Annotated in this window: 23 protein-coding genes; 14 read left to right on the top strand and 9 right to left on the bottom strand. The window is 70.2% G+C overall.

Annotation, left to right across the window (positions count from 1 at the left end; all coding sequences use genetic code 11):
- Positions 1–19: 19 nt before the first annotated feature.
- The 5 genes from DY023_RS15700 (at position 20) to DY023_RS15680 (ending at position 4,726) form a co-directional block, all read left to right on the top strand.
- Positions 20–958: a hypothetical protein gene (locus tag DY023_RS15700; protein WP_116243285.1), complete on the top strand. Its 939-nt coding sequence runs from the start codon at positions 20–22 to the stop codon at positions 956–958.
- 77 nt (positions 959–1,035) lie between these two features.
- Positions 1,036–1,338, top strand: a complete 303-nt coding sequence (locus tag DY023_RS15695) for a hypothetical protein (protein WP_116243284.1) — start codon at positions 1,036–1,038, stop codon at positions 1,336–1,338.
- A 99-nt stretch (positions 1,339–1,437) separates the two neighbouring features.
- Positions 1,438–2,826 (top strand): sugar porter family MFS transporter, encoded by a 1,389-nt coding sequence (locus DY023_RS15690; protein WP_116243283.1) that lies wholly within the window; start codon positions 1,438–1,440, stop codon positions 2,824–2,826.
- Between the two features lie 92 nt (positions 2,827–2,918).
- Entirely contained in the window at positions 2,919–4,508 is a 1,590-nt protein-coding gene (locus tag DY023_RS15685; RefSeq protein ID WP_116243282.1) for an acyl-CoA carboxylase subunit beta, read from the top strand.
- Positions 4,505–4,726, top strand: coding sequence for an acyl-CoA carboxylase subunit epsilon (locus DY023_RS15680; protein WP_116243281.1), 222 nt, complete (start codon positions 4,505–4,507; stop codon positions 4,724–4,726). Before DY023_RS15685 ends, DY023_RS15680 begins: the two co-directional genes overlap by 4 nt.
- 300 nt (positions 4,727–5,026) lie before the next feature.
- Here the strand turns inward: DY023_RS15680 and DY023_RS15675 are convergent, their stop codons facing one another.
- Genes DY023_RS15675 through DY023_RS15660 form a run of 4 tightly spaced genes read right to left on the bottom strand, consistent with a single transcriptional unit; the run spans position 5,027 to position 9,202 of the window.
- Positions 5,027–6,040, bottom strand: coding sequence for a hypothetical protein (locus DY023_RS15675; protein WP_245958737.1), 1,014 nt, complete (start codon positions 6,038–6,040; stop codon positions 5,027–5,029).
- Positions 6,037–7,269 (bottom strand): sensor histidine kinase, encoded by a 1,233-nt coding sequence (locus DY023_RS15670; protein WP_116243279.1) that lies wholly within the window; start codon positions 7,267–7,269, stop codon positions 6,037–6,039. The genes DY023_RS15675 and DY023_RS15670 overlap by 4 nt, the downstream gene beginning before the upstream one ends.
- Complete coding sequence (locus DY023_RS15665) at positions 7,259–7,921, bottom strand: response regulator transcription factor (protein ID WP_116243278.1); 663 nt, start codon at positions 7,919–7,921, stop codon at positions 7,259–7,261. The genes DY023_RS15670 and DY023_RS15665 overlap by 11 nt, the downstream gene beginning before the upstream one ends.
- Before the next feature lie 30 nt (positions 7,922–7,951).
- Positions 7,952–9,202 (bottom strand): class I SAM-dependent RNA methyltransferase, encoded by a 1,251-nt coding sequence (locus tag DY023_RS15660; protein WP_116243277.1) that lies wholly within the window; start codon positions 9,200–9,202, stop codon positions 7,952–7,954.
- A 28-nt stretch (positions 9,203–9,230) separates the two neighbouring features.
- On the opposite strand from DY023_RS15660, the gene DY023_RS15655 reads away from it, so the two are divergent.
- Together DY023_RS15655 and DY023_RS15650 are read left to right on the top strand one after the other, a co-directional pair.
- Positions 9,231–9,887, top strand: coding sequence for a Maf family protein (locus tag DY023_RS15655; protein WP_116243276.1), 657 nt, complete (start codon positions 9,231–9,233; stop codon positions 9,885–9,887).
- 93 nt (positions 9,888–9,980) lie between these two features.
- On the top strand, positions 9,981–11,747 hold the full coding sequence (locus DY023_RS15650) for an acetyl/propionyl/methylcrotonyl-CoA carboxylase subunit alpha (RefSeq protein ID WP_116243275.1): 1,767 nt from the start codon (positions 9,981–9,983) through the stop codon (positions 11,745–11,747).
- A 73-nt stretch (positions 11,748–11,820) separates the two neighbouring features.
- Here the strand turns inward: DY023_RS15650 and DY023_RS15645 are convergent, their stop codons facing one another.
- A complete protein-coding gene (locus DY023_RS15645) occupies positions 11,821–13,260 on the bottom strand; it encodes an NAD(P)H-quinone dehydrogenase (protein WP_425453471.1) in 1,440 nt (479 codons plus the stop codon).
- An 84-nt stretch (positions 13,261–13,344) separates the two neighbouring features.
- On the opposite strand from DY023_RS15645, the gene DY023_RS15640 reads away from it, so the two are divergent.
- The 7 genes from DY023_RS15640 (at position 13,345) to DY023_RS15610 (ending at position 20,609) form a co-directional block, all read left to right on the top strand.
- A complete protein-coding gene (locus DY023_RS15640; protein WP_116243273.1) occupies positions 13,345–14,178 on the top strand; it encodes a purine-nucleoside phosphorylase in 834 nt (277 codons plus the stop codon).
- The gene (locus DY023_RS15635; RefSeq protein ID WP_116243272.1) at positions 14,175–15,842 is read left to right on the top strand and encodes a phospho-sugar mutase; all 1,668 of its coding nucleotides are present in this window, start codon (positions 14,175–14,177) and stop codon (positions 15,840–15,842) included. The genes DY023_RS15640 and DY023_RS15635 overlap by 4 nt, the downstream gene beginning before the upstream one ends.
- Positions 15,842–16,564 carry a TSUP family transporter gene (locus DY023_RS15630; protein WP_116243271.1) on the top strand — a complete coding sequence of 241 codons (723 nt, stop codon included), beginning with the start codon at positions 15,842–15,844 and terminating at the stop codon, positions 16,562–16,564. The genes DY023_RS15635 and DY023_RS15630 overlap by 1 nt, the downstream gene beginning before the upstream one ends.
- Positions 16,565–16,666: 102 nt before the next feature.
- Positions 16,667–17,950, top strand: coding sequence for a flavin-containing monooxygenase (locus tag DY023_RS15625; protein WP_116243270.1), 1,284 nt, complete (start codon positions 16,667–16,669; stop codon positions 17,948–17,950).
- Positions 17,947–18,906: a bile acid:sodium symporter family protein gene (locus DY023_RS15620; RefSeq protein WP_116243269.1), complete on the top strand. Its 960-nt coding sequence runs from the start codon at positions 17,947–17,949 to the stop codon at positions 18,904–18,906. Before DY023_RS15625 ends, DY023_RS15620 begins: the two co-directional genes overlap by 4 nt.
- Complete coding sequence (locus tag DY023_RS15615; RefSeq protein WP_116243268.1) at positions 18,903–19,850, top strand: SDR family oxidoreductase; 948 nt, start codon at positions 18,903–18,905, stop codon at positions 19,848–19,850. Before DY023_RS15620 ends, DY023_RS15615 begins: the two co-directional genes overlap by 4 nt.
- A gap of 9 nt (positions 19,851–19,859) precedes the next feature.
- Positions 19,860–20,609 (top strand): alpha/beta hydrolase, encoded by a 750-nt coding sequence (locus DY023_RS15610; RefSeq protein ID WP_116243267.1) that lies wholly within the window; start codon positions 19,860–19,862, stop codon positions 20,607–20,609.
- An 18-nt stretch (positions 20,610–20,627) separates the two neighbouring features.
- On the opposite strand, the gene DY023_RS15605 is transcribed toward DY023_RS15610, so the two are convergent.
- Genes DY023_RS15605 through DY023_RS15590 form a run of 4 tightly spaced genes read right to left on the bottom strand, consistent with a single transcriptional unit; the run spans position 20,628 to position 24,348 of the window.
- The gene (locus DY023_RS15605) at positions 20,628–21,479 is read right to left on the bottom strand and encodes a carbohydrate kinase family protein (protein ID WP_116243266.1); all 852 of its coding nucleotides are present in this window, start codon (positions 21,477–21,479) and stop codon (positions 20,628–20,630) included.
- 19 nt (positions 21,480–21,498) lie between these two features.
- On the bottom strand, positions 21,499–22,614 hold the full coding sequence (locus DY023_RS15600) for an adenosine deaminase (RefSeq protein ID WP_116243265.1): 1,116 nt from the start codon (positions 22,612–22,614) through the stop codon (positions 21,499–21,501).
- Positions 22,615–22,639: 25 nt separating this feature from the next.
- Positions 22,640–23,932 carry a thymidine phosphorylase gene (locus tag DY023_RS15595; RefSeq protein ID WP_116243264.1) on the bottom strand — a complete coding sequence of 431 codons (1,293 nt, stop codon included), beginning with the start codon at positions 23,930–23,932 and terminating at the stop codon, positions 22,640–22,642.
- Positions 23,929–24,348, bottom strand: coding sequence for a cytidine deaminase (locus DY023_RS15590; protein ID WP_116243263.1), 420 nt, complete (start codon positions 24,346–24,348; stop codon positions 23,929–23,931). Before DY023_RS15590 ends, DY023_RS15595 begins: the two co-directional genes overlap by 4 nt.
- Positions 24,349–24,351: the final 3 nt, after the last annotated feature.

The raw sequence follows: 24,351 nt of genomic DNA, 5'->3' as shown, positions 1-24,351 counted from the left end.
GACTCCATAGGATCGGCGCATGCGCGACAAGGTGCACAAGATCCATTCGCTCCCCGCGGACTCCGCCTGGGACACCGGCCTGCCGCCGGTGGGCTCTGACGAGCATCCGTTCGTGATCCGCGGCGTCGACAGGGTGCTCGCGGTGCAGCGTCCGCTGGTGGTCGCCCACATCCGCAGCATCCGCCTGCGCAGCCCGAACGCGACGCCTGCCGAGATCGTGCGCATCCTCGAGCTGCGCTACCTCGCCGCCGTGACGGCCGGGGGCGCGGCCGTCGGCGCGACGGCCGTGGTTCCCGGCATCGGCACCGGCGTGACGCTCACGCTCTCGGGCGTCGAGACCCTGGGCTTCGTGGAGTCGACCGCGCTGTTCGCTCAGTCGGTCGCCGAGGTGCACGGCATCCCGATCGAGAACCCCGACCGGGCGCGTGCGCTGGTGATGACGCTCATGCTCGGCAAGGAGGGCGTCGACCTGGTCTCGCAGTTGGCGAGGCAGGCGGCGGGCCGCGGCGGCACACGCTCGGCCTACTGGGGCGAACTGGTGACGAAGTCGCTGCCGCGGGCGGCGGTCGGGCCGCTCGTCGATCGTCTGAAGAGCATGTTCCTCAAGCAGTTCGCCGTGAACGGCAGTGCGTCGTTCCTGGGCAAGGCGCTGCCGTTCGGCATCGGCGCCGCGATCGGCGGCGCCGGCAACCATGTCCTCGGCCGGCGCGTGCTGACGGCATCGCGGAAGGCCTTCGGGCAGGCGCCGGTCGATCTGCCGGCAGAACTCGAACCGGTGCCCGGCGCGCAGCGACTCGAACTGCGGATGCTGCACGGCGCGCGCTTCGTGGGAGCGGCCGCGGCAAGCGCGGCGGGCACCGCGGTGCGCGGCGTGGGCTGGGCCGGCCGGAAGGTCACCGGTGCGGTGCGCCGGAGGCCGGCGCCGGAGATCGAGACGCTCTCCACACCCGACGAATAACGTACAGCCCTGCACAGCCCCGGCCTCGGATGCCCGCGCGCCGGCGCCCTGTCCGCCGCCGTTCCTAGCGTGGCGGCATGACCCTCGGACTCCCCCAGCTCCCGACATCCGTCCCCGCCTACCGCGTGCCGTGGCGCATCCTGCGGGACGAGCGCGCACATCCGGTCGTCCTCAACGTCGGTGACGAGCCGGTCGACTTCGTGCGCGTGTTCCGCGACGATCCGAGCACCGGCATCGTCACGGACCTGTGGGGCCAGGTGCTGCCCGCCGAGAGGCTCGAGCTGTGCCTGTGCTCGGCGGACCTCGATGACGTCGTGGTCACGTTGGCATGGTTCCGCCCGGAGGACGGGCTGGAGTACGTCTGGCGGTTCGTGGTGTGAGCGCCCATGGTGGCGCGTGGCCGATCCGCCATATGTCAGGGGGGTACCGTTCGGTTACGCTCCGCGCTCTGGGGGCGCCCGCCGAAGGAAGGCATCGCGATGCACACTCTCACCGAGAACCCGAAGCTGACCAGGCTCGCCGTGATGGTCGGCATCGCAGCTGCCACTGTCGGCATCATCTACGGATACGACTCGTCGAACATCGGCGGCGCTCTGATCTATCTCACCCAGGACTTCCACCTGGATGCCGCAGGACAGGGCCTGGTCACCACCACCGTCGTGGTCGGCGAGATCCTCGGCGCCCTGTTCGGCGGTGCGCTGTCGAACCGCGTCGGACGCAAACCCACCATGGTCGCCGTCGCCGCGACGTTCACCATCTTCTCGCTGCTCAGCGGCATCGCCCCGACTCTCGAATTCCTCATCGTGGCCCGCTTCCTGCTCGGCCTCACGATCGGCGTGTCCGTCGTCGTGGTCCCGGTGTTCGTCGCCGAATCCGCGCCGACACGCTCGCGCGGCGCGTTCCTGGTGCTGTATCAGGTCGCCACCGTCACCGGCATCATCCTCGGCTACCTCGTCGCGATGGCCCTCGCCTCGACGGAGAGCTGGAGATGGATGCTCGGGCTCGCCGCCGTTCCCGGCGTCGTGATCACCATCCTGCTGCTGCGCCTGCCCGACACCGCGCGCTGGTACATCATGAAGGGTCGCACGGCCGAGGCCCGCCGGACCCTGTCGCTCATCGAGGGCGGCGCGGTCGACATCGAGGCCGAACTCGAGACCATCACGGCCGGCTTCGCCACCGCGCACACCTCCCGCTGGACCGACCTGCTCCGGGGGCCCTTCCTGCGCGCGACGCTGTTCGTGGTGGGCCTCGGATTCTTCGTGCAGATCACCGGCATCAACGCGATCGTGTACTACAGCCCGAGCATCTTCGACGCCATGGGATCGAGCGACCACATCGTGCAGCTCGGCCTCTCCGCCCTGGTGCAGGTCGCCGGCCTGGTCGCCGTGTTCATCGCCCTCGCGGTGATCGACCGGATGGGACGCCGGCCGGTGCTGCTCATCGGCATCGGCGTGATGATCCTCGCGAACGCTCTGCTCGTCGCCGTGTTCGCCATCGGCGGCGGCGAGTTCAGCGGCGCGCTGACGGTGTTCGGATTCATCGGCCTGATGCTGTTCACCGCCGGCTTCACCTTCGGCTTCGGCTCGCTGGTGTGGGTGTACGCAGGCGAGGCGATGCCGGCACACCTGCGCGCCCTCGGCGCCACGGTCATGCTCACCGCCGACCTGGTCGCCAACGTGATCGTCGGCGCGATCTTCCCGAGCCTGCTCGAGGCCACCGGCGGCGCGTGGACCTTCGCGATCTTCGGCGTGATGGCAGTGCTCGCCTTCGGCTTCGTGTCATGGTTGGCCCCGGAGACGAAGGGCCGCCCGCTGGAGGACATCGGGCAGTTCTGGCAGAACGGCGGCAGCTGGACGCCGAAGAACTGATCACGCAGGCGAACCGAAGCCCCCAAAGGATCGGCGAATCCGTTGTGGCGAGCATCCAACGGCGCTCCGGCCCCCGGCACTAGTGTGGAAACGTGACGGACACGCCTGACCTCTCGACGACCGCAGCCAAGATCGCGGACCTCCGCGCCCGCTACACCGAGGCCGTCGTCGACGCCGAGAAGAAAGCCCAGGAGAAGCAGCACGCCAAGGGCAAGATGACCGCCCGCGAGCGCATCGAGCTTCTCGTCGACCCCGGCAGCTTCGTCGAGTTCGACGAGTACGTCCGGCATCGCACCACTGCATTCGGCATGGACCGCAACCGCCCGTACGGCGACTCCGTCGTCACCGGCATCGGCACCATCCACGGCCGCACCGTGGCCGTCTACTCGCAGGACTTCACCACCTTCGGCGGCTCGCTCGGCGAGGTCTCCGGCGACAAGATCATCAAGATCATGGAGTTCGCCCTCACCAGCGGGATGCCGGTGATCGGCATCCTCGACTCCGGCGGCGCCCGCATCCAGGAGGGTGTGCTCGCGCTGTCGAAGTACGGCGAGATCTTCAAGATGAACACCCGCTCCTCGGGTGTCATCCCGCAGATCTCGATCATCATGGGTCCCGCCGCCGGCGGCGCCGTGTACGGCCCGGCGCTCACCGACTTCGTGATCATGGTCGACAAGACCAGCCAGATGTTCGTCACCGGACCGGACGTGATCAAGACCGTCACCGGTGAGGACGTCGGCATGGAGGAGCTGGGCGGTGCCTACACGCACAACACCCGCTCCGGCGTCGCGCACTACCTGGCCGAGGACGAGGACGACGCGATCGACTACGCCCGCACGCTGCTCGGCTTCCTGCCGGACAACAACATGGCGGAGATCCCCGGCTACGACACGCCCTTCGAGTTCGAGACCACCGATTCCGACCGTGTGCTGAACACGATCATCCCGGACTCCCCCAACCAGCCCTACGACATGCACACCGTCATCGAGCACATCGTCGATGACGGCGACTTCCTCGAGGTGCAGCCGCTGTTCGCCCCGAACATCCTGATCGGCTTCGGCCGCGTCGAGGGGCGCTCGGTGGGCATCATCGCCAACCAGCCCTCGCAGATGGCCGGAACGCTGAACATCGAGGCGGGTGAGAAGGCCAGCCGTTTCGTGCGCTTCTGCGACGCCTTCTCGATCCCGATCGTCACGCTCGTCGACGTGCCCGGCTACCTGCCCGGCACCGACCAGGAGTGGACCGGCGTCATCCGCCGCGGCGCGAAGCTCATCTACGCCTACGCCGAGGCCACCGTGCCGCTGGTCACCGTGATCCTCCGCAAGGCCTACGGCGGCGCGTACATCGTGATGGGCTCGAAGCAGCTCGGTGCCGACGTCAACCTGGCCTGGCCGACAGCGGAGATCGCCGTGATGGGCGGGCAGGGCGCCGTGAACATCCTGTACCGCGGCGAGATCAAGCGCGCCGAGGAGGCCGGTGAAGATGTCGCCGCTGTGCGCACGCGTCTCGCGAACGAATACACCTACAGCGTGACCAGCCCGTTCCTCGCCGCCGAGCGCGGCGAGATCGACGGCATCATCGAGCCGGCGAACACCCGCGTGTCGATCGCGAAGGCCCTGCGCGCCCTCAAGGGCAAGCGCGCGGAGCTGCCGCCCAAGAAGCACGGGAACATCCCGCTGTGACCGAGCAGCAGCCCGACGCCCCGATCGTCGAGGTCGTGCGAGGCAACCCGACCGACGAGGAACTCGCCGCGCTCGTCGCGATCGTCAGCGAGGCGTACACCACCGAGGTCGCCACTGCCGTCGCCGAAGAGAAGCACGTCTCCGCATGGATGAGCACCCGCCGTCCCATCCGCACACCGCTGCGGCGCGACATCCCCTGGGGCCGGTTCTCGGGCTGACCCTTCACTTCGTCTCGCTGCGCTCGCTCAGTACAAGCGGCAGGCTCAGGGACCGTTTCAGAGGCAGAAAGACCCCGAAACGCCCGAAAAAGGCCGGATTTGTCCCCCGAAATACCTACAGACAGCCTGTTTTCCGCCCGGCAGACTGGATGCAACGCTTCGCGTTAGACGGTCTCCTTGTCCCAGGGTAGGCAAGCGAATAACCGTCCACATGCGGACAGTTTTCGGGTAACTCGTCCGCGTTGGCGAGGGGCGGGCGGCTTCGCCGCCCCTCGCCCTTTCTCTTCCGGACCGGAAGGCTCAGGTCCCCGGCGCCTCGCGCGGGATCTCGTGCCAGAGGTCGACCTCGTCTTCGTCTCGCGATCCGCCGGCACCGCCGCGGCCGACAACCGTCACCGCGATGACCTCGTCGCTGCCCGCGCGGATGATCACACGGTCGGTGCTCACCTGCGCGAGCACGCCGGCGAGCTCGTCGCGGATCTCATCCCTGCGCTGCTCGTCGACGTTGTCCAGCCCTCCCTCATCGAACACCGTGACGGTGACACCGCGGCCGCGCGCATCAGCGATGGCCTCGCGCACGGCATCGTTGAGCAGACTCGCCCCTCGAAGCTCGTCGCGCAGGCGCCCTTCGGCGATGCGCGCGCGGGTCTTCTCCTCGGCATCCAGCGCGCCGCGCTCGGCCACCGTCCTGGCCAGCAGGGGTCCCGCCACCGCCAGCGCCAGCTGCACCCGCATCCGCCGCTCTCGCTGTCGCACCTGCTGCGTGGCGTGCCAGGCCGAGACCGCCTGCTGGATGTCGGCCAGCCGCTCGGTGTCGCGCACAGCACGGTCCCAGAAGAGCACCAGCAGCTGGGCCACGGTGACCCAGGTGATGGATCCGACCAGACCGAGGGTGAATGCGTTCTCCGGCCCCATGAACGCGCACGACAAGACGATGAGCACGAGCAGGGTCAGCCAGCCGATCAGGAACCGGCGCCGCACGATGCAGACCACGCCGAGCAGACCGGTCGCCCCGATGTACCAGGTGGCGAACGGTGCGACCCTGTCAGCACTGGCGAGCGAGACCGACACCAGATGCGGCACGGCGATCGAGGTCACGAGCGCGAGGATCCCGCACCACAGCGGCATCCTCACCCCCTGGTCCATGCCCGCCAGCACCGCCGTGAGGATCGTCGCGATGTACAGACCGATCGCAGCGACCATGAACAGCGGCACGTCCGGCTGCACCGGGGTCCACCACACGCCGCGCGCCGCGAAGTAGACCGCGAACCCGAGGGCGAGGCCCGTGGCCATGCTGCGGACGGTGAGTCTCATGCGGCGTCCCATCCCAGGGTGACGACCGTGCCGCACTCTCCGGAGGAGATGTCAGCCGTTCCCGCGACCGCCGCCATCCGCGCGAGGATCGACGCGCGGATACCCAGCCGGTCCTCGCCGATGTGCTCGAGATCGAACCCCGGTCCGGTGTCGCTCACGATGATCCGGATGCCCGCTCCCGCCGCTTCCACGACCACGTGCAGTCCCCGACCCGCCGCATGCGTCAGTGCGTTGCCGATCGCCTGCCTGGCCGCCAGCACCAGCGCGCGGGCCACCTTGCCCGGCACCGAACCGGGCTCTCCGCGCTCCTCGACCACGGCGTCGGCGCCCTGTTCCGACAGCGTTCGCCGCAGTTCCGCCACGATCCCGGTGGTGCTCACGGGTTCATCGCTGCCCTCCTGCGCCACCGAAGCCTCGGTGTTGGCGAGGCGGGTCAGCGCCTCCCGTGCCATCCCGACGGCCAGATCCTGCTCCCGAGGGCTCTCCGCCCTGGCCGCCGCGATCAATGCCGCCAGCACGCTGTCGTGCATGAGCGCGGCCAGCGCGACGCGCTCCTCCTCCGCGGCGGTGGCGGCGGCCGCGGATGCATAGGTGTCGACCGCCTTCGCTCGCGCCTCATCGACGCCGGATGCGACGGAGCGGAACATCCACGCCAGCGACACGAGGACCATGCCGAGGATGAGGGTGAACGTCACGTCGAACGCGGTCGTGATCCAGTACTCCTGCGAGAACCCGCCCTGCACGAGCCGCACCCAGCCGTACACCAGGGGCAGGGCAGCCGCCCACACGAACTGCAGGGCGAACGGGAACGCCGCGACGGCGGCGACCACTCCGATGTTCACCAGGAAGAAGATCCACGGCTGCTCCGACGCGCCACGCCCTGCGGAGATCACGACGACCGGCCAGAGCAGCAGCGCGAACATGTACGAGACGGCGAAGCTCCCGCAGGCGACCCGCACGAACTGCCCGGTCAGGCAGGCGACGATCATGCCCACCAGCGGCAGGAACACCATGATCAGGATCGCCAGGTGCGGAGCGTCCATCCTCGACAGCGTCGTGATCGCGCCGAGGAACGCCTGCACCCCCAGCGCGGCCGAGCCGAGTGCGATCACGATCTGAAGGATGCGCTCCATCCGGTTGCCGGTGAACCGCTCCAGACCGGAGCCTGCCGCACCCGGCGACGGGATCTGGTTCCACGCCTCCCGGATGCCGCGGGCGTCAACCGCCACGTGCTGCCCCGTCCGGGGCGACGATGCCGTCCTCCATCGCGCGGCGCAGCAGGTCGACCTTCGTCGGCGCGGGTCGGCCCACCTCGACGTACTTCACGCGGATGCGGGTGATGTTCTCCTTGGCCGTCGAGTACGCCACTCCGAGGCGCTCGGCGACGACCTTCAACGGGAGGCCGGCGGCGTAGAGCCGCAGCACCTCGCGCTCGCGGGTGGACAGTTGCGCGTCCGCGAACTCGCGGTCGCCGTCGACAGCGCTGGCCCACTCGACGTTGTTCAGGGCGTCCCCGCGCGCCACGGTACGGATCGCGTCGAGCACGTCGTCCAGCGCGGAGGACTTGCTCACGACGCCAGCCGCTCCGGCGACCAGTGCCTCGCGCACAGCAGCGGGGCGGTCCGCGACACTGTGGATCACGACGCTCGCGCCGTCGGCGACGAGGGTGGCGACGTTCTCCGTGACGGTGGTGCCGTCGCCGAGCGTGAGATCGAGCACGACGACGTCGACGGGCGGCGCTCCGGCCGATGCCCGCCACAGCAGATAGTCCTTCACCGTGCCGCCGGAGAACACCACTTGCTGATCCCCGTCGCGCAGACAGGCGGCCTCGAGGCCCAGACGTACCGACTCGTGATCGTCGATGAGGGCGACGGTGCTCATGGACTCAGAATACTCAGCGGGCGGGGACGATCAGCGCGTCAGCCGCACCACGGTCTCGAAGTGGTGCGAATGCGGGAACAGGTCGAACGCGCGAAGCCGGTCCGCCTCCCACCCGAGAGCGCGGAAGGTGCCGAGGTCGCGAGCCAGTGCCACGGGGTCGCAGGCGACGTAGACGACGGCTTCCGGCGCGAGGCCGTGCACGGCCTCGACGACGGCCTTCCCCGCGCCGGCACGCGGCGGGTCGAGCACGATCGTGCCGGCCCGGCTTCCCGCGGGAACGGATGTCAGGAAGCGGTCGACCCGCGCGGTGACAGCGTGCACGTCCAGCGGCGCGAGGTTCCGCTCCGCGTGCGCTGTGGCGCGGGCGTCCGACTCCACCGTCACCACGTCCGTGGCGCCGAGATCGGCGAGGGCCGCGGCGAACAGTCCCACCCCGCCGTACAGGTCGAAGTGCGTGGCATCCGGGTCGACCCGCCCCTCGAGAGCCGCCCGCACCTCGGCGTCGAGCGTGGCGGCGGCCAGCGGATGCACCTGCCAGAAGCCGTCCACGTCGAGACGGAACTCCCGCGAACCGACCTTCTCGACGATGACCTCCGGCTCCCGCCGGTGGGCGCGCGCGCCGCGTCGCGACCGGGTCGGCCGGTCCGGTCGCGGCAGCACCCTGGCACGGCCGTCGGCCGGCTCGACGAAGATGATGCGCCCGGCGGAGGGCGTGCCGACCAGGGCCTCGGCGGCTGCGGCGAGTTCTGGACGCGCCAGCGGCAGCGAATCGACCTCGATGACCCGGTGGCTGCGCGCGGCGTACGGGCCCACACGTCCGGCGTCGTCGACGTGCAGCGTCATGCGCGTGCGCCAGCCGGTGCCGTCGCTCGCCAGCCCTGAGCCTGTCGAAGGGTCGAGGCCGGCGACCTCGGGTGCGGTGAGTCCGGTGCCCGCGAACTTGTCCAGCGCCTCCTGCAGCACCTGGCGCTTGAGCACGCGCTGGTGCCCGAGATCGATGTGGCCGAGGTCGGCTCCGCCGACGCGGTCGACCGGGTCGCGCGAGATGTCCGCCTCGGGCCAGATGTGCGGCACCCGGTGCGGAGAGGCCTCGAGGACCTCGACGGCGTCGGCGCGCCAGAATGCGGTCTTCGACGCATCTGCGACACGCACGCGAACCCGCTCTCCGGGAATGGCGTCGGCGACGAACACGACACGGCCCTCGTGACGGGCGACGGCGGTGCCGCCGTGCGCGAAACCGGTGATGTCGAGATCGAGCAGTTCGCCCGCGGAAGAGGTCATCCCTCGATCTTCCCAGATACTGGGAGGCATGCGCGTGCTCCTGGCCTCCACCTCACCCGCCCGTCTGATGCTGCTGCGGCAGGCGGGTATCGAACCCGAGACGCTCTCCCCCGGTGTCGACGAGGACGCCGTCGTCGCCGCGACCGAGTCCGAGCGCGGGGCGCCCCTCGCCCCGGAGGAGATCGTGCTGCTGCTCGGCCGTGCGAAGGCGGCGGACGTCGTGCGCCGGCTGCAGGCGGATGCTCCGGACTTCGACGGACTGGTGATCGGCGGCGACTCGATGTTCGAGATCGGCGGTGAGGTGCTCGGCAAGCCCTACACGGCCGAGGAGGCGCGGCGGCGCTGGCACGGGATGCGCGGCGAGACCGGTGTGCTGCACTCCGGACACTCCGTGTTCCGGGTGCGTCCCGGTGCCGACCCGGTCGAGGCCCACGCGGTCGCCGAGGCTGCCGTCACTTTCGCCGCCGATGTGACCGATGCCGAGATCGACGCGTACATCGCCTCGGGCGAGCCGTTGCACGTCGCCGGCGCATTCACCGTGGACAGCATGGGCGGGCCGTTCATCACCCGCGTTGACGGCGATCCGTCGACCGTGGTCGGGATGTCGCTGTCGACGCTGCGCAGGCTGGCCGGTGAACTCGGCGTCGTGTGGACTGAGCTCTGGACACTTCGACAGGCTCAGTGACCCACCCGCTTGAAGGCATCCCGACACGAATTCGAGTTTTTCTTGTGGGGAGTCGTCAAAGAGATCGGTCCGACACTCGCTAGGCTGAAACCCATGCCTGCTATCGCCAAGGTGCTCATCGCGAACCGCGGCGAGATCGCCGTACGCATCATCCGCGCCGCCCGGGACTCCGGGATCTCCTCTGTCGCCGTGTACGCCGACCAGGACAGGGACGCCATGCACGTGCGACTCGCCGACGAGGCCTACGCCCTCGACGGCGCCACGAGCGCGGAGACCTACCTGCAGATCGACAAGATCCTCTCGGTCGCCCGCCGCGCAGGCGCCGACGCCGTGCACCCCGGCTACGGCTTCCTCGCCGAGAACGCCGACTTCGCCCGCGCCGTCATCGGCGCAGGAATGACCTGGATCGGCCCATCCCCCGAGGCGATCGAGGCGCTCGGTGACAAGGTCACCGCCCGCCACGTGGCCGAGAAGGTCGGCGCGCCGCTCGCGCCCGGCACCCCCGGTCCCGTCGCCGGCGCCGACGAGGTCATCGCCTTCGCGCAGGAGCACGGTCTGCCCATCGCCATCAAGGCCGCCTACGGCGGCGGCGGCCGCGGCCTGAAGGTCGCCCGCGAGCTGGATGAGGTCGCCGAGCTGTTCGAGTCAGCCACCCGCGAGGCCGTCGCGGCCTTCGGCCGCGGTGAGTGCTTCGTCGAGAAGTACCTCGACAAGCCGCGTCACGTCGAGACCCAGTGCCTGGCGGACTCCGCAGGAAACGTCGTCGTCATCTCCACCCGCGACTGCTCGCTGCAGCGCCGGCACCAGAAGCTCGTCGAAGAGGCCCCCGCGCCGTTCCTCACGGAGGAGCAGAACGACCAGCTGTACGCCGCGTCGAAGGCGATCCTCAAGGAGGTCGGCTACGTCGGAGCCGGAACCTGCGAATTCCTCATCGGCGCCGACGGAACCGTGTCGTTCCTCGAGGTGAACACCCGCCTGCAGGTCGAGCACCCCGTCTCCGAGGAGGTCACCGGCATCGACCTGGTGCGCGAGCAGTTCCGCATCGCCGCCGGGGGCACCATCGACTACGCCGACCCGGAGCCGCAGGGCCACTCCCTCGAGTTCCGCATCAACGGCGAGGACCCGGGTCGCGGGTTCCTCCCCCAGCCCGGCCCGATCCACGTCTTCAAGACGTTCGGCGGCCCCGGCGTCCGCCTCGACTCCGGCGTGACCGCCGGCGACCAGGTCTCCGGCGCCTTCGACTCCCTGCTGGCGAAGATCATCGTCACCGGCAAGGACCGTGCCGAGGCTCTCGAGCGCGCACGCCGCGCTCTGGACGAGTTCGAGGTGTCCGGCATGCCCACTGTGCTGCCGTTCCACCGCAAGGTCGTCCGTGATCCCGCCTTCACCGCCGAGAACGGCGAGTTCGGCGTCTACACGCGCTGGATCGAGACCGAGTTCGTCAATGACATCCCCGCCTGGGACGGCGAGCTCGAGGACCCGGCCGCCGCGCCGGGACGCCACACCGTGGTCGTCGAGGTCGGCGGCAAGCGCCTCGAAGTCAGCCTGCCCGACCGTGTCGCCGTGGCATCCGGCACCGCAGGACGCCCGGCAGCCGTGCCGCCGTCCCGTCGCAGCCACGCGACCACGGCGAACTCCGGCGCCTCCGGTGACGCGGTGAAGTCTCCGATGCAGGCCACTGTCGTGAAGATCGCCGTCGAGGAGGGCCAGCAGGTCGTCAAGGGCGACCTGGTCGTGGTTCTCGAGGCGATGAAGATGGAGCAGCCTCTGCAGGCGCACAAGGACGGCGTGATCGGCAACATCAACGCCGACGCAGGCGCCACCGTGTCCGCAGGGCACCAGCTGCTCACCATCAGCTGACATACCCTTACGGCCCTTCGACAGGCTCAGGGACCCAACCACGTGGGTCGCTGAGCCTGTCGAAGCGCGGAGGTCAGGAGATCGCGACCTGGTGCATCGCGCGGGTGGCATCCGTGATGCTGCCCGTGAGCGACGGGTACGCGGCGAACACGCGCGACACCTGGTCGGCCGTGAGCCGGCGCTCCACCGCGACGGCGATGGGATAGATCAGCTCGGAGGCCTTCGGGGCGACGATCACGCCACCGATGATGGTGCCAGAGCCCCGCCGGGCGATCAGCTTCACGAAGCCGTCGCGGATGCCCATCATCTTGGCGCGCGGGTTGGCGGCCAGCGGAAGCTTGTGCACGATGCCCTCGATCACGCCCTCCTGCACGTCCTTCTCGGAGTAGCCGACCGTCGCGATCTCGGGGGCGGTGAAGATGTTCGCCGTGATCCGGCGCTGCTCGAGCGGGATCACGATGTCGCCGAGGGCATGGAACACCGCGGTGCGGCCCTGCATCGAGGCGACGGAGGCCAGCGGGAAGAAGTTCGTGCAGTCGCCTGCGGCGTAGATGTTCGAGACCGAGGTGCGCGCCACCTTGTTCACCCGGATGTGTCCGGACTCGGTGAGCTCGACGCCGGCCTCCTCGAGCCCGATGCCGTGCGTGTTCGGGATCGAGCCCACGGCGAGCAGGCAGTGGCTGCCTTCGACCGTGCGTCCGTCGGAGAGAGTGACGACGACGCCGTCCTTGGTCTTCTCGACCTTGTCGGCGCGCGACTTCGACAGCACCTGCATGCCGCCGCGCTTGAAAACACGCTCCAGCACCGCCGCGGCGTCCTGATCCTCGCCGGGGAGCACCTGGTCGCGGCTGGAGATCAGCGTCACCTTCGCGCCGAGGTTCATGTACGCCGAGGCGAACTCGGCGCCGGTGACGCCGGATCCCACGACGATGAGGTGCTCCGGGAGCGCCTTCATGTCGTACAGCTGCGTCCAGGTGAGGATGCGCTTGCCGTCGGGCTTGGCCGAGTCCAGCTCTCGCGGAGCGGCTCCCACGGCCACGACGATGGTGTCGGCCTCGACGCGATCGAAGTCCGTCCCGCCCACCGCGGTCGACACGACGATCGCATTGTGTCCGTCGAGGCGCCCGTGGCCGGAGAGGATCTTCACCCCGGCATCCAGGAGCGCGGTGCGCATGTCCTCGGACTGCTGGCCTGCGAGCGCCATCAGGCGCTTGTTCACCGCAGCGAGGTTGATCGCGATCTCGGGCTTGAGCGGCTTGCCGTGGTCGCCCTTCGCGTAGAACTGCACTCCGAGATCGGACGCCTCGGCGATCGCGACGGCGGCGTCCGCCGTGGCGATCAGGCTCTTGGAGGGGACCACGTCGGTGAGGACGGCGGAGCCGCCGACGCCGACGCGCTCGACGAGGGTGACGTCAGCCCCCAGCTGGGCCGCGGCGAGCGCTGCCTCGTAACCACCGGGGCCGCCGCCGAGGACGGCGACGCTCTGCCTGTTCGCGAAGGGGGAATGAGCCATGGATACCATTCTCGCAGTACCGGCCGGGAGCCCGCACACAGCCCCAAGCTGGCAGCAGGGGCCGCACGTTCCTAGAGTGGTCTCATGCCAGACACTCTCACCAACCCCCTCGACGACCCGAGCGCGAACCCGTTCGAGGTCGCCGCTCAGGCGGCAGCCGACATCGCGCGGCTGACCGGGGTCTCCCACCACGACATCGCCCTCACGCTCGGATCGGGCTGGGGCAAGGCCGCCGAGCTCATCGGCGAGACCGTCGCGACGGTTCCGGCGACCGAGGTCACCGGTTTCTCGAAGCCCGCCCTGGAGGGCCACGTCGGGACGCTGCGCAGCATCCGCACCCCCGACGGCAAGAACGTGCTCGTGATCGGCGCACGCACGCACTACTACGAGGACCACGGCGTGCGCCGGGTCGTGCACTCGGTGCGCACCGCCGCCGCCACCGGTGCGAAGATCATGGTCCTCACCAACGGCGCAGGCGGCGTGCGCGAGACCTGGAAGCCGGGACAGCCCGTGCTGATCAGCGACCACATCAACCTCACCGCCGACTCGCCCCTCGAGGGCGCGACCTTCATCGACCTCACCGACCTGTACTCGCAGCGCCTCCGCGACATCGCACGAACCGTGGATCCCTCGCTGGACGAGGGCGTGTACACGCAGTTCCGCGGACCGCACTACGAGACCCCGGCCGAGGTGCAGATGGCGAAGGCCATCGGCGGGCACATCGTCGGCATGTCCACCGCGCTCGAGGCCATCGCGGCACGCGAAGCGGGCATGGAGATCCTCGGGTTCTCGCTGATCACCAACCTCGCCGCCGGCATCCAGAAGACCCCTCTCAGCCACGCCGAGGTGATCGAGGCCGGTCAGGCCGCCGAGCCGGTGATCTCGGCACTGCTGGCCCGAGTGATCGAGGCGCTGTGAACGCCGAGCTGCTCGCCACGGCCCGCGCCTGGCTGCGGCAGGACCCCGACTCCGAGACGCGCGACGAACTGGCCGGTGTGATCACCCGCGCCGCCTCCGGCGACGCCGCCGCGGTCGCAGATCTCTCGGATCGGTTCGCCGGCCGCCTCGCCTTCGGCACCGCCGGTCTTCGCGGGGCGCTCGGCGCCGGCAGCAACCGCATGAACCGGGTGCTGGTGGCGCAGGCCGCAGCCGGCTTCGCCGCCTATCTGAAGGGTCGCTCGGCGGGCGCGCCGACCGTGGTGATCGGCTACGACGGTCGCCGCAACTCGCGCCGGTTCGCGCTCGACTCCGCCGAGCTGTTCGCCGGTGCGGGGCTGCGAGCGATCCTGCTCCCCCGGCTGCTGCCCACACCGGTGCTCGCATTCGCGGTGCGGCACCTGGGCGCGGATGCCGGTGTGATGGTCACCGCCAGCCACAACCCGCCGAACGACAACGGCTACAAGGTGTACCTGGGCGGTGACGACCACGGTTCGCAGATCGTCTCGCCCGCCGACGCCGAGATCGCCGCCGAGATCCAGCGGGTGGCGGATGCCGGTGACGTGACCGTGCTGCCGCGCTCGGGGGCCTACGAGATCGCCGGCGAGGACCTGGTCGAGGCCTACGTCGCCGCGACGGCCGCCCTCGCCCCTGCGCCGCTGGGCGTGCAGGAAATGCGCTGGGTGTACACGGCCATGCACGGCGTCGGTTGGGAGACCTTCTCGCGCGTCGTGAAGAAGGCGGGCTACCCGGCACCGCGCGTCGTCGACGAGCAGCGCGAGCCCGACCCCACGTTCCGCACGGTGTCGTTCCCGAATCCGGAGGAGCCCGGCGCCATGGACCTCGCGTTCGAGCGGGCCCGCGCCGCGGACGCCGAGTTCGTCATCGCGAACGACCCGGACGCGGACCGGCTCGCGGTCGCGATCCCGGATGCCGCGTCCGAGGGCGGCTGGCGCCGCCTGACCGGCAACGAGGTCGGGCTGCTGCTGGGCCTGCGCGCCGCGAAGGCAGCCCAGGGAACCTCGGGGGCATCGCTGGCCTGCTCGCTGGTCTCCTCCCCCGGGCTCGGTGCCATCGCCGAGGCGTACGGCCTGGACTTCCACGAGACTCTGACGGGCTTCAAGTGGATCTCCCGCGCGCCGGGGATGGTGTTCGGCTTCGAGGAGGCGCTGGGCTATCTGGTGAACCCGGAGACCGTGCGCGACAAGGACGGCATCTCCGCCGCCGTGGCGCTGCTGGGTCTCGCCGCCGACGCACGGGTCCGGGGCACGACGATCGCCGGTCTGCTGGACGAACTCGGCGAGCAGGTCGGGCGGTTCGCGAGCGGTCAGGTGTCGATCCGCGTGGACGACCTCTCCGTGATCACAGGGCTCATGGCCTCGCTGCGCCGCACACCGCCCACGGCGTTCGGGCAGCGGGCCGTGGCATCCGCCGAGGACCTCGCCACCGGAGCATCCGGCATGCCCGCGGGCGACGTGCTGCGCTACCGTCTCGCCGACGGGTCGCGTGTGATCGTACGGCCCAGCGGCACCGAGCCGAAGCTCAAGGTGTACATCGACGCCAGAGCCGACGACGCGGATGCCGCCCGCACCGCCGTCGCCGAACTCGAAGCCGCAGTCCGCGCCCTGCTGGAGGAGCGCTCGTAGTGCTGCTCGCTCTGACCGCGGCGGTCACCGTGATCGCCGCGGTCATCCAGCGCGTCACCGGGCTGGCGTTCGTGCTCGTGCTGATCGGCCCCGTCGTCCTCGTCTACGGGCCGGTGGAGGGTGTCACGATCGCGGTGCTGCTGGCCGTGATCGCCTCCCTCTTCGCGCTGCCCGGCGCCTGGCGCGAGGTGGACTGGCCGCCCACCCGATGGCTGCTCGGCGCCGGTCTCGTGGCGGCCCCGCTCGGCGCGCTCACCGCGCTGGTGCTGCCCGATGCCGCCCTGCTGCTGCTCATCGCGGCGATGGGTCTGCTCGCGCTCAGCGCTCAGCGCTTCGGCCGTGTCGCGCGCCACCTGCACGGCCGGGGCGGCGCGATCGGCGCCGGAGCCCTCGCCGGGTTCATGCACGCCTCCAGCGGTCTGTCCGGTCCGGCGCTCGCATCCTTTGCACTGGGCGACGACTGGCCGCAGCGGCGGTTCGCCGCGAGCGCCCAGGTGATCTTCCTCGGATACGGGCTGGTGTCGGTGGCGCTCCGCGGCCTGCCCTCCTCGCCGCCCGCCGATCTCATCCTGCTGGGCGCCTGCACAGCAGCGGGGATGCTGCTCGGCGGGTGGCTGGCACGGCGCATCCCGATCGCGCTCGCGCGCAGGATCATGCTGCTGTGCGCGTGGACGGGCACGCTCGTGGTGCTCGTCCGCGGCGTCGTGGCGCTGTTCTCCTGAACCGTCCTCGGTATCGCAGGATTCGGCACCGGATTCCAGCCGGGTTAGGATCGCTGAGACCGGGGGGCGACAGAAGGCAGCACGTCGTCGTGCGGGAGAGAAATGAAGAGATACGCCGTCATCGGCGCCGGCCCCTCCGGACTCGCGGCAGCCAGAGCGCTGCAGGCGCAGGGCATCATCGTCGAGGGATACGAGGCCTCGCACGATGTCGGCGGCCTGTGGGACATCACCAACCCGCGCAGCACGATGTACGAGTCCGCGCACCTGATCTCGTCTCGCACCACGACCGAGTTCACCGAGTTCCCGATGGACTCCGACGTCGACTATCCCGGGCATCGGGTCCTCAAGAAGTACTTCGGCTCGTACGCCGACGAGTTCGGCCTGCGCGAGCTGTTCCGGTTCGACACCAAGGTCGAACGCCTCGAACCGGTCGCGGACGGCGGCTGGATGCTCCACGCCGCCGGTCTCGACCCCGTGCGGTACGACGGCGTCATCCTCGCGAACGGCACCCTCGCCGAGCCGCAGGTCCCGACTTTCCCCGGGGACTTCGCCGGCGAGATCATGCACACCAGCGCCTACAAGGACGCGTCCCGGCTCGGCGGGAAGCGGGTGCTCATCATCGGCGCAGGCAACTCCGGGTGCGACATCGCCGTGGACGCCGTGCACCACGCGGCATCCGTCGACATGAGCGTGCGCCGCGGGTACTACTTCGTGCCGCGCTACCTGCTGGGCAGACCGAGTGATCTGCTGAACCAGGGGCGTCCGCTGCCCGCCCGCATCAAGCAGGCGATCGACACGCGCGTGCTGAAGGCCTTCACCGGCGACCCGGTGCGCTTCGGGTTCCCGAAGCCGGACTACCGGATCTACGAGTCGCATCCGATCGTCAACACGCTGATCCTGAACCACCTCGGACAGGGCGACCTCCGCATCCGGCCCGGCATCGACCGCTTCGACGGCGACACCGTGCATTTCACGGACGGAACCTCCGGCGACTACGACCTGATCCTGCTGGCGACGGGGTACACGCTGGACTATCCGTTCGTCGATCGCGAGCACCTGCACTGGCAGGGCGCCGCCCCGGAGCTGTTCCTCAACGTCTTCCCGCCGTCGTTCAACGGGCTGTACGTGATGGGCATGATCGAGGCGTCCGGCATCGGCTGGCAGGGCCGCTACGAGCAGGCCGAGCTGGTCGCCGCCTATCTCGCCGCCGAGGAGCACTCCCCCGAACGCGCGCGGAGGTTCCGCGAGCGCGTCACCGGATCGCCCTGGCCGGACCTCACCGGCGGCTACCGCTACCTCGGGCTCGACCGGATGTCGTACTACGTGAACAAGCACGCCTATCGCACCGCCGTGCGCAAGCAGAAGAAGGCCCTGGAGAAGGCATGAACATCGACGAGGTGGTCCTGAACTTCACCCCGGGCACGTTGATGATCCTCAACGTCGTACTGGGGCTGATCATGTTCGGCATCGCGCTGGACACCGCCCCGCGCGACTTCCGCGTCGTGGCGAAGCACCCGAAGCCGTTCGTGATCGCGATCCTCGCGCAGCTGCTCCTGCTGCCGATCGTGACGTTCGCGCTGACCCTGGTGCTGCCCGTGACGCCCTCCATGGCCCTCGGCATGCTGCTGGTGGCGTGCTGCCCTCCCGGCAACATCTCGCAGGTGCTGACGCACCGATCCGGGGGCAACGTGGCGCTGTCGGTGTCGCTGACCGCGGTCGGCAACCTCATCTACATCGTCGCGATGCCGCTGAGCATCGCCTTCTGGGGCTCGCTGCACCCGAAGGCGCGAACCCTGCTGCACGCGGTCGAACTGAACCCGTGGCAGATGCTGCTCGAGATCGTGCTGATCATCGGCCTGCCGTTCGCGGTCGGTCTGCTGCTGCGCGCCAAGGCGCCGCGCTTCGCCGCGAAGGTGCAGCCGGTCGTGCGCTGGTTCAGCCTGATCGCGCTGCTCGGCTTCATCATCGGCGCGCTGGTGGGCAACTGGGCGGTGTTCCTCAGCGTGCTGGGCACCGTGCTGCTGGTGGTCGCCGCCCACGACGCCGTCGCCCTCGGCCTCGGCTACGGCACAGCCGTCCTCGGCGGCCTCGGCACCCGGGAGCGCAAGGCGATGACCTTCGAGGTGGGCATCCGCAACGCCGGTCTCGGACTCGGCCTGGTGTTCACGTTCTTCGGCGGGCTGGGCGGCATGGCGGTGGTGGCCGGCTGGTGGGGCGTGTGGGACATCATCGCGGGTCTCATCGTCGCCACGCTCTGGGCGGCGCACACGCGGCGCCGCACCGGCTCGGCGACCGGCGACGCGTCCCGGCACGCCGTCGCGACGACGGGAGACCCCTCATGACCCGCGTCCTCGTCACCGGCGGCGCCGGGTTCCTCGGCTCGCACGTGACCCGGCTGCTCGCCGCGCACCCTGACGTGGAGCTCGTCGTGAGCGGTGACCTGCGTGCCTCCGCAGTGCCGGAGGTCGTCTCCGAACCGTTCGACGTGACGGATGCCGGGTCGCTGGCCCCCGTACTGCAGAAGCACCGGATCGACACCGTGGTGCACCTCGCAGCCATCGTGAACCCCGGTCGCGACGTCGCCCTGGAATACCGCGTCGACGTCGACGGTTCCGCCAACGTGCTCGCGGCATGCGTCGAGGCCGGCGTGCGGCGGCTCGTCGTGTCGTCCTCCGGGGCCGCCTATGGTTATCACGGTGACAACCCTGAGTGGATCACCGAGGACGAGCCGCTGCGCGGGAACGACGCGTTCCCCTACTCGCGTCACAAGCGCCTGGTCGAGGAGATGCTGGCGGATGCCCGCACCGCGCATCCGGAGCTGGAGCAGGTGATCTTCCGGATCGGCACCATCCTCGGACCGACCGTGCACAACCAGATCACCGCGCTCTGGGACGGCGACCGCCTGCTGCGCATCGCCGGCTCCGACTCGCCGTTCGTGTTCGTCTGGGTCGACGACGTGGCCGGTGCGATGGTGCGGGCCGCGACCGGCGGACCCGCCGGCGTCTACAACGTCGCGGGCGACGGCCGGATGACCGTTCCCGAGCTCGCCGCGCGGCTCGGCAAGGGAATGCTCACGATCCCGGCATGGGCGCTGTCGGCAGGGCTCCGGGTGGGGCGCCTCCTGCATCTGACCGAGCACGGCCCCGAGAAGGTGCCGTTCCTGCGCTGGCGGCCGGTGCTCGCGAACGACCGGCTGAAGCGCGACTTCGGCTACACCCCCGCGCTGAGCACGTACGAGGCGTTCGAGGAGTACCTGCGCACGCATCCGGGCGTCGCGCGACGATAGCCTGGAAGCATGCCGGAGAAGCGCGGGAGGCGGGTGCTCCGCTGGACGCTGTGGAGTCTGCTCGCCCTCGTGATCCTCGTCGTGGGCGGCACCGTGATCTGGAGCCAGGTCGGCGTGATGACCGCCGAGCCCGGCCCCCTGGCCGAGGCCGAGCAGAACCCGGCACTGACGATCGACGCTGACGCCCCGGAGGGCGTCGTGCTCTCCCCCGCGGACGGCGACTCCGAGGTCGGCCTCGTGTTCATCCCCGGCGCGAAGGTGCAGCCGGAGGCGTACATCGCGAAACTGCAGGATCTCGCCGCCGAGGACGGCATCACCGTCGTGATCACCCGTCCCTGGCTGAACCTGGCGTTCTTCGACCTGCGCGGGATGGATGCCTTCACCTCCGCCGCCCCCGACATCAGCACCTGGATGGTCGGCGGCCATTCGCTCGGCGGAGTGCGCTCGTGCCAGCTGGCGGAAGACGCCGACGCCCTGGTGCTGTTCGCCTCGTACTGTGCGAACGATCTGGCCGAATCCGGCCTTCCGGTGCTCAGCCTGTCGGGCAGCGAGGACGGCCTGTCCACCCCGCAGAAGATCGCGGATGCCCGGCACCTGCTGCCTGAGGACGCCGAGCTGGTGGAGATCGAGGGCGCCTCGCACGCGTCCTTCGGCGACTACGGTCCGCAGGCAGGAGACGGCACGCCCACGATCTCCGACGAGGACATGCGCGCGCAGCTCACCGAGCACGTCGGCGCGGTCGCCGACGCCCTGCGCTGAGCGGCGCCCGCACTCGGCTCAGCGGAGCACGTCGTCCAGCAGCGGATGCAGGTGGCGAGTACCCAGCACCGATGACGCGGAGCGTGCACCAGCGGACAGCGAGGCGGGCACATCCGCTCCGTCGAGGTGCGCGTGCAGCACGCCCGCGAGGAACGCGTCGCCGGCACCGTTGGTGTCGAGCACCTCGACGGGCACGGCCGAGACCCGGTGCACGTCCCCTGCGGCATCCACCGCGACCGCGCCCTCGGCGCCGAGCGTGCAGACCGCCAGCGAGGCGCCCGCGTCGATACGCGACCGCAGGAAGGCGACCGGGTCGGCCAGCCTGTCGGCGTTGCAGAACACCGCGTCCGCCGCCGCCAGGAACGGCCGGTGGAACTCCGCCTCGCCGTCGTAGTCGTGCACGTCCACCCAGATCGGCCGGCCGGAGCGCCGGGCGAGCGGCAGGAGCCGCAGCGGTTCGGCGGCCAGGTCGAGCACCAGCACCTCGGCATCCGCCATCGCCGCTTCGAGCACGGCATCACCGGCGCCGTCTGCGGCATCCGGCGACGCGAGATAGAGCGACACGCGCTCTCCCGCCCGCGTCATGAGATTGAGGTGCCGCTCGGTCGCACCGTCGGCCCAGAGGGTCGGCACACCAGCATCCGCCAATGCGGCGCGTACGCGGGCGCCCGGCGCGTCGGTCCCGCTGGTCGCGTACAGCAGCACGTCGCGTCCGAGCGAAGTCAGGCTCAGCGCCTTGCCGGCGCTGGTGCCGCCCAAAGTCTCCCAGGAGTCCTCGGCGAACTGCATGTGCGGCACAGGCTCGGGAAGCCTGTCCAGCACGACCAGGGAGTTCCAGGAGGCGGGGCCGGCGATGAAGACGGAGCTCATCCTCCCATCCTGGCAGAACTCAGCGCTCGAAGCCCTCCGCGATGATCTCGACCAGTTCCTCGCGCTCCTCGACGGGGAGGAAGGCCGCCGAGGCGGCGTTGAACTGGAAGGTCTCCAGATCCTCCAGGTCGTAGCCGAACGCGTCCACCAGCAGTGCCAGTTCCCGTGTCAGCGAGGTGCCGCTCATGGTGCGGTTGTCGGTGTTCACCGTCACCGCGAAGCCGAGCTGGTAGAGCAGGTCGAACGGGTGGTCGGCGAGGTCGTCGCCCCACAGCGCGGATGCCCCGGTCTGCAGGTTCGACGACGGCGACAGCTCGAGCGGGATCTCCCGATCCCGCACCCAGCGAGCCAGATCGCCGAACTGCACCTGCACCTCGTCGCCCTCATGGTCGATGATCTGCAGGTCCTCGGCGATGCGCACACCGTGCCCGAGGCGCAGAGCGCGGCCGTCGATCAGCCCAGACCGGATCGAGGCGGGTCCCGCACCCTCACCGGCATGCACGGTCACGGGGAAGAACTCCCCGGCGAGGTAGTCGAACGCCTCGCGATGTGCGGCGGGCGGGAAACCGTCCTCCGGACCGGCGATGTCGAATCCGACGACGCCTCGGCCGCGGTAGGCCACCGCGAGCTCGGCGATCTCACGGGTGCGATCCGCCTGCCGCATCGCGGACAGGATCTGGCCGACGCGGATGCTGCGACCCGCGGCATCCGCCTCGTCCTCGCCCTCCTCGATGCCGCGCTGCACGGCGTCGACGGCCTCGGTCAGCGAGAGCCCTCCGACGAGATGCTGCTCAGGCGCCCAGCGCACCTCGCCGTAGATCACGCCGTCGGCCGCCAGGTCGGCGACGAACTCGCGCGCCACGCGCGCCAGCCCGTCGGCGGTCTGCATGACGGCGGTGGTCAGCGAGAACGTCTCGAGGTACTTCGGCAGCGAGCCGGAGTCGCTCTGCGCGCCGATCCAGCGGCGCAGGGCGGGGGCGTCGGATGCCGGGGCGCTGACGCCGTGCGCGTCAGCCAGCTCGAGGATCGTCTCCGGTCGCACGCCCCCGTCGAGGTGGTCGTGCAGCGAGACCTTGGGCAGGCCGCGCAGCGAGACGCCCTGCACACGGACGTCGCCGTTCTGGTCGATGGTCATCGGGTCTCCTCGGGAATCGGTCGGTTCAGGCGGTGATGCGCTCGCGCACCAGCGGGCCGGACACGGGCGCCTCGGCCCCGATGGCCCACGCGCCCTCGAGAGCCTCGAGTGCGCGTGCGAAACGCGCGGGATCCTCGGCGGAGAGCGTGAACACCGGCTGTCCGGCGGCAACGGACTCTCCGGGCTTGACGTGCAGGTCGATGCCCGCCGCGTGGATGACCGGATCCTCCGCCCGTGCGCGTCCGGCACCGAGGCGCCAGGCGGCGATTCCGAAGGGCAGCGCCTCCATGCGGGTCACGACGCCGGATTCCGGTGCGGTGATGACATGCGTCTCGCGGGCGGTCGGCAGTGCGGCATCCGGGTCGCCGTCCTGCGCGCGGATCATCGCCTTCCACTGATCCATCGCACGACCGTCATCCAGGGCGGCCTCGACGTCGGCATCCGGCTGCCCGGCCAGTGCGAGCATCTCGCGCGCGAGCGCGACGGTGAGCTCGCGGACGTCGGCGGGGCCGGCTCCGGCGAGCACCTCCACCGACTCGCGCACCTCATTGGCGTTGCCGATGGCGAGGCCGAGCGGCACGTTCATGTCGGTGAGCAGCGCAGTCGTGGCCACACCCGAATCGGTGCCGAGCGCGACCATCGTACGAGCCAGTTCGCGCGCGCGGTCGATGTCCTGCATGAACGCACCCGAGCCGAACTTCACGTCCAGCACGAGCGCATCGGTGCCCTCGGCGATCTTCTTCGACATGATGCTCGACGCGATCAACGGGATCGCCTCGACCGTGCCGGTGACATCGCGCAGCGCGTACAGCTTCTTGTCCGCAGGGGCCAGCCCCGAGCCGGCGGCGCAGATCACCGCGCCGACGTCGGACTTCATCTGCGCGAACATCTCCTCGTTCGACAGCGCCGCGCGCCAGCCGGGGATCGCCTCGAGCTTGTCCAGGGTGCCGCCGGTGTGGCCGAGGCCGCGGCCCGAGAGCTGCGGCACCGCCACGCCGAACACGGCGACCAGAGGGGCGAGCGGCAGGGTGATCTTGTCGCCCACGCCGCCGGTGGAGTGCTTGTCGACGGTGCGCTTGCCGAGCGAGGCGAAGCTCATCCGCTCCCCCGTCGCGATCATCGCATCGGTGAGCACCCGGATCTCGTCACGCTCCATGCCGCGCTGGAACACTGCCATCGCGAACGAGGCCATCTGCGCGTCGGAGACGTAGCCGCGGGTGTACGCGTCCACCATCCATCGCAGTGCGTCCTCGGGGACAGCGCCGCCGTCGCGCTTCGCGCGGATGACGTCGACGGCGTCGAACGGTTCCACGCTCATCGTCCTTCTCCAACCGGTCCCTGAGCCTGCCGGAGGGCGCGCGGCCCGAACGCGTCGGGCAGCACCTCGTCGATCGTGCGGATGCCGGAGACCGTCTCCAGGAGCATTCCCGGGGTCGCGTGCTCGAACAGCAGCTGACGGCAGCGGCCGCAGGGCATGATCGTCTGCCCGTCGCCGTTCACGCACACGAACGCGACGAGCTTGCCACCGCCGGACATGTGCAGATCACCCACCAGCGCGCACTCGGCGCACAGCGTCACCCCGTACGAGGCGTTCTCCACGTTGCATCCCGCCACGACCCGTCCGTCGTCGACGAGCGCCGCTGCACCCACCTTGTATCGCGAGTACGGCGCGTACGCCTTCTGCATCGCTTCGGTCGCGACCTGGCGCAGATCGTCCCAGTCGATGTCGGTCATCTG

This window comes from Microbacterium bovistercoris (genome assembly GCF_003387575.1).
Classification (GTDB): Bacteria; Actinomycetota; Actinomycetes; order Actinomycetales; family Microbacteriaceae; genus Microbacterium; species Microbacterium bovistercoris.
This window is presented reverse-complemented; position numbering and strand designations above follow the sequence as displayed.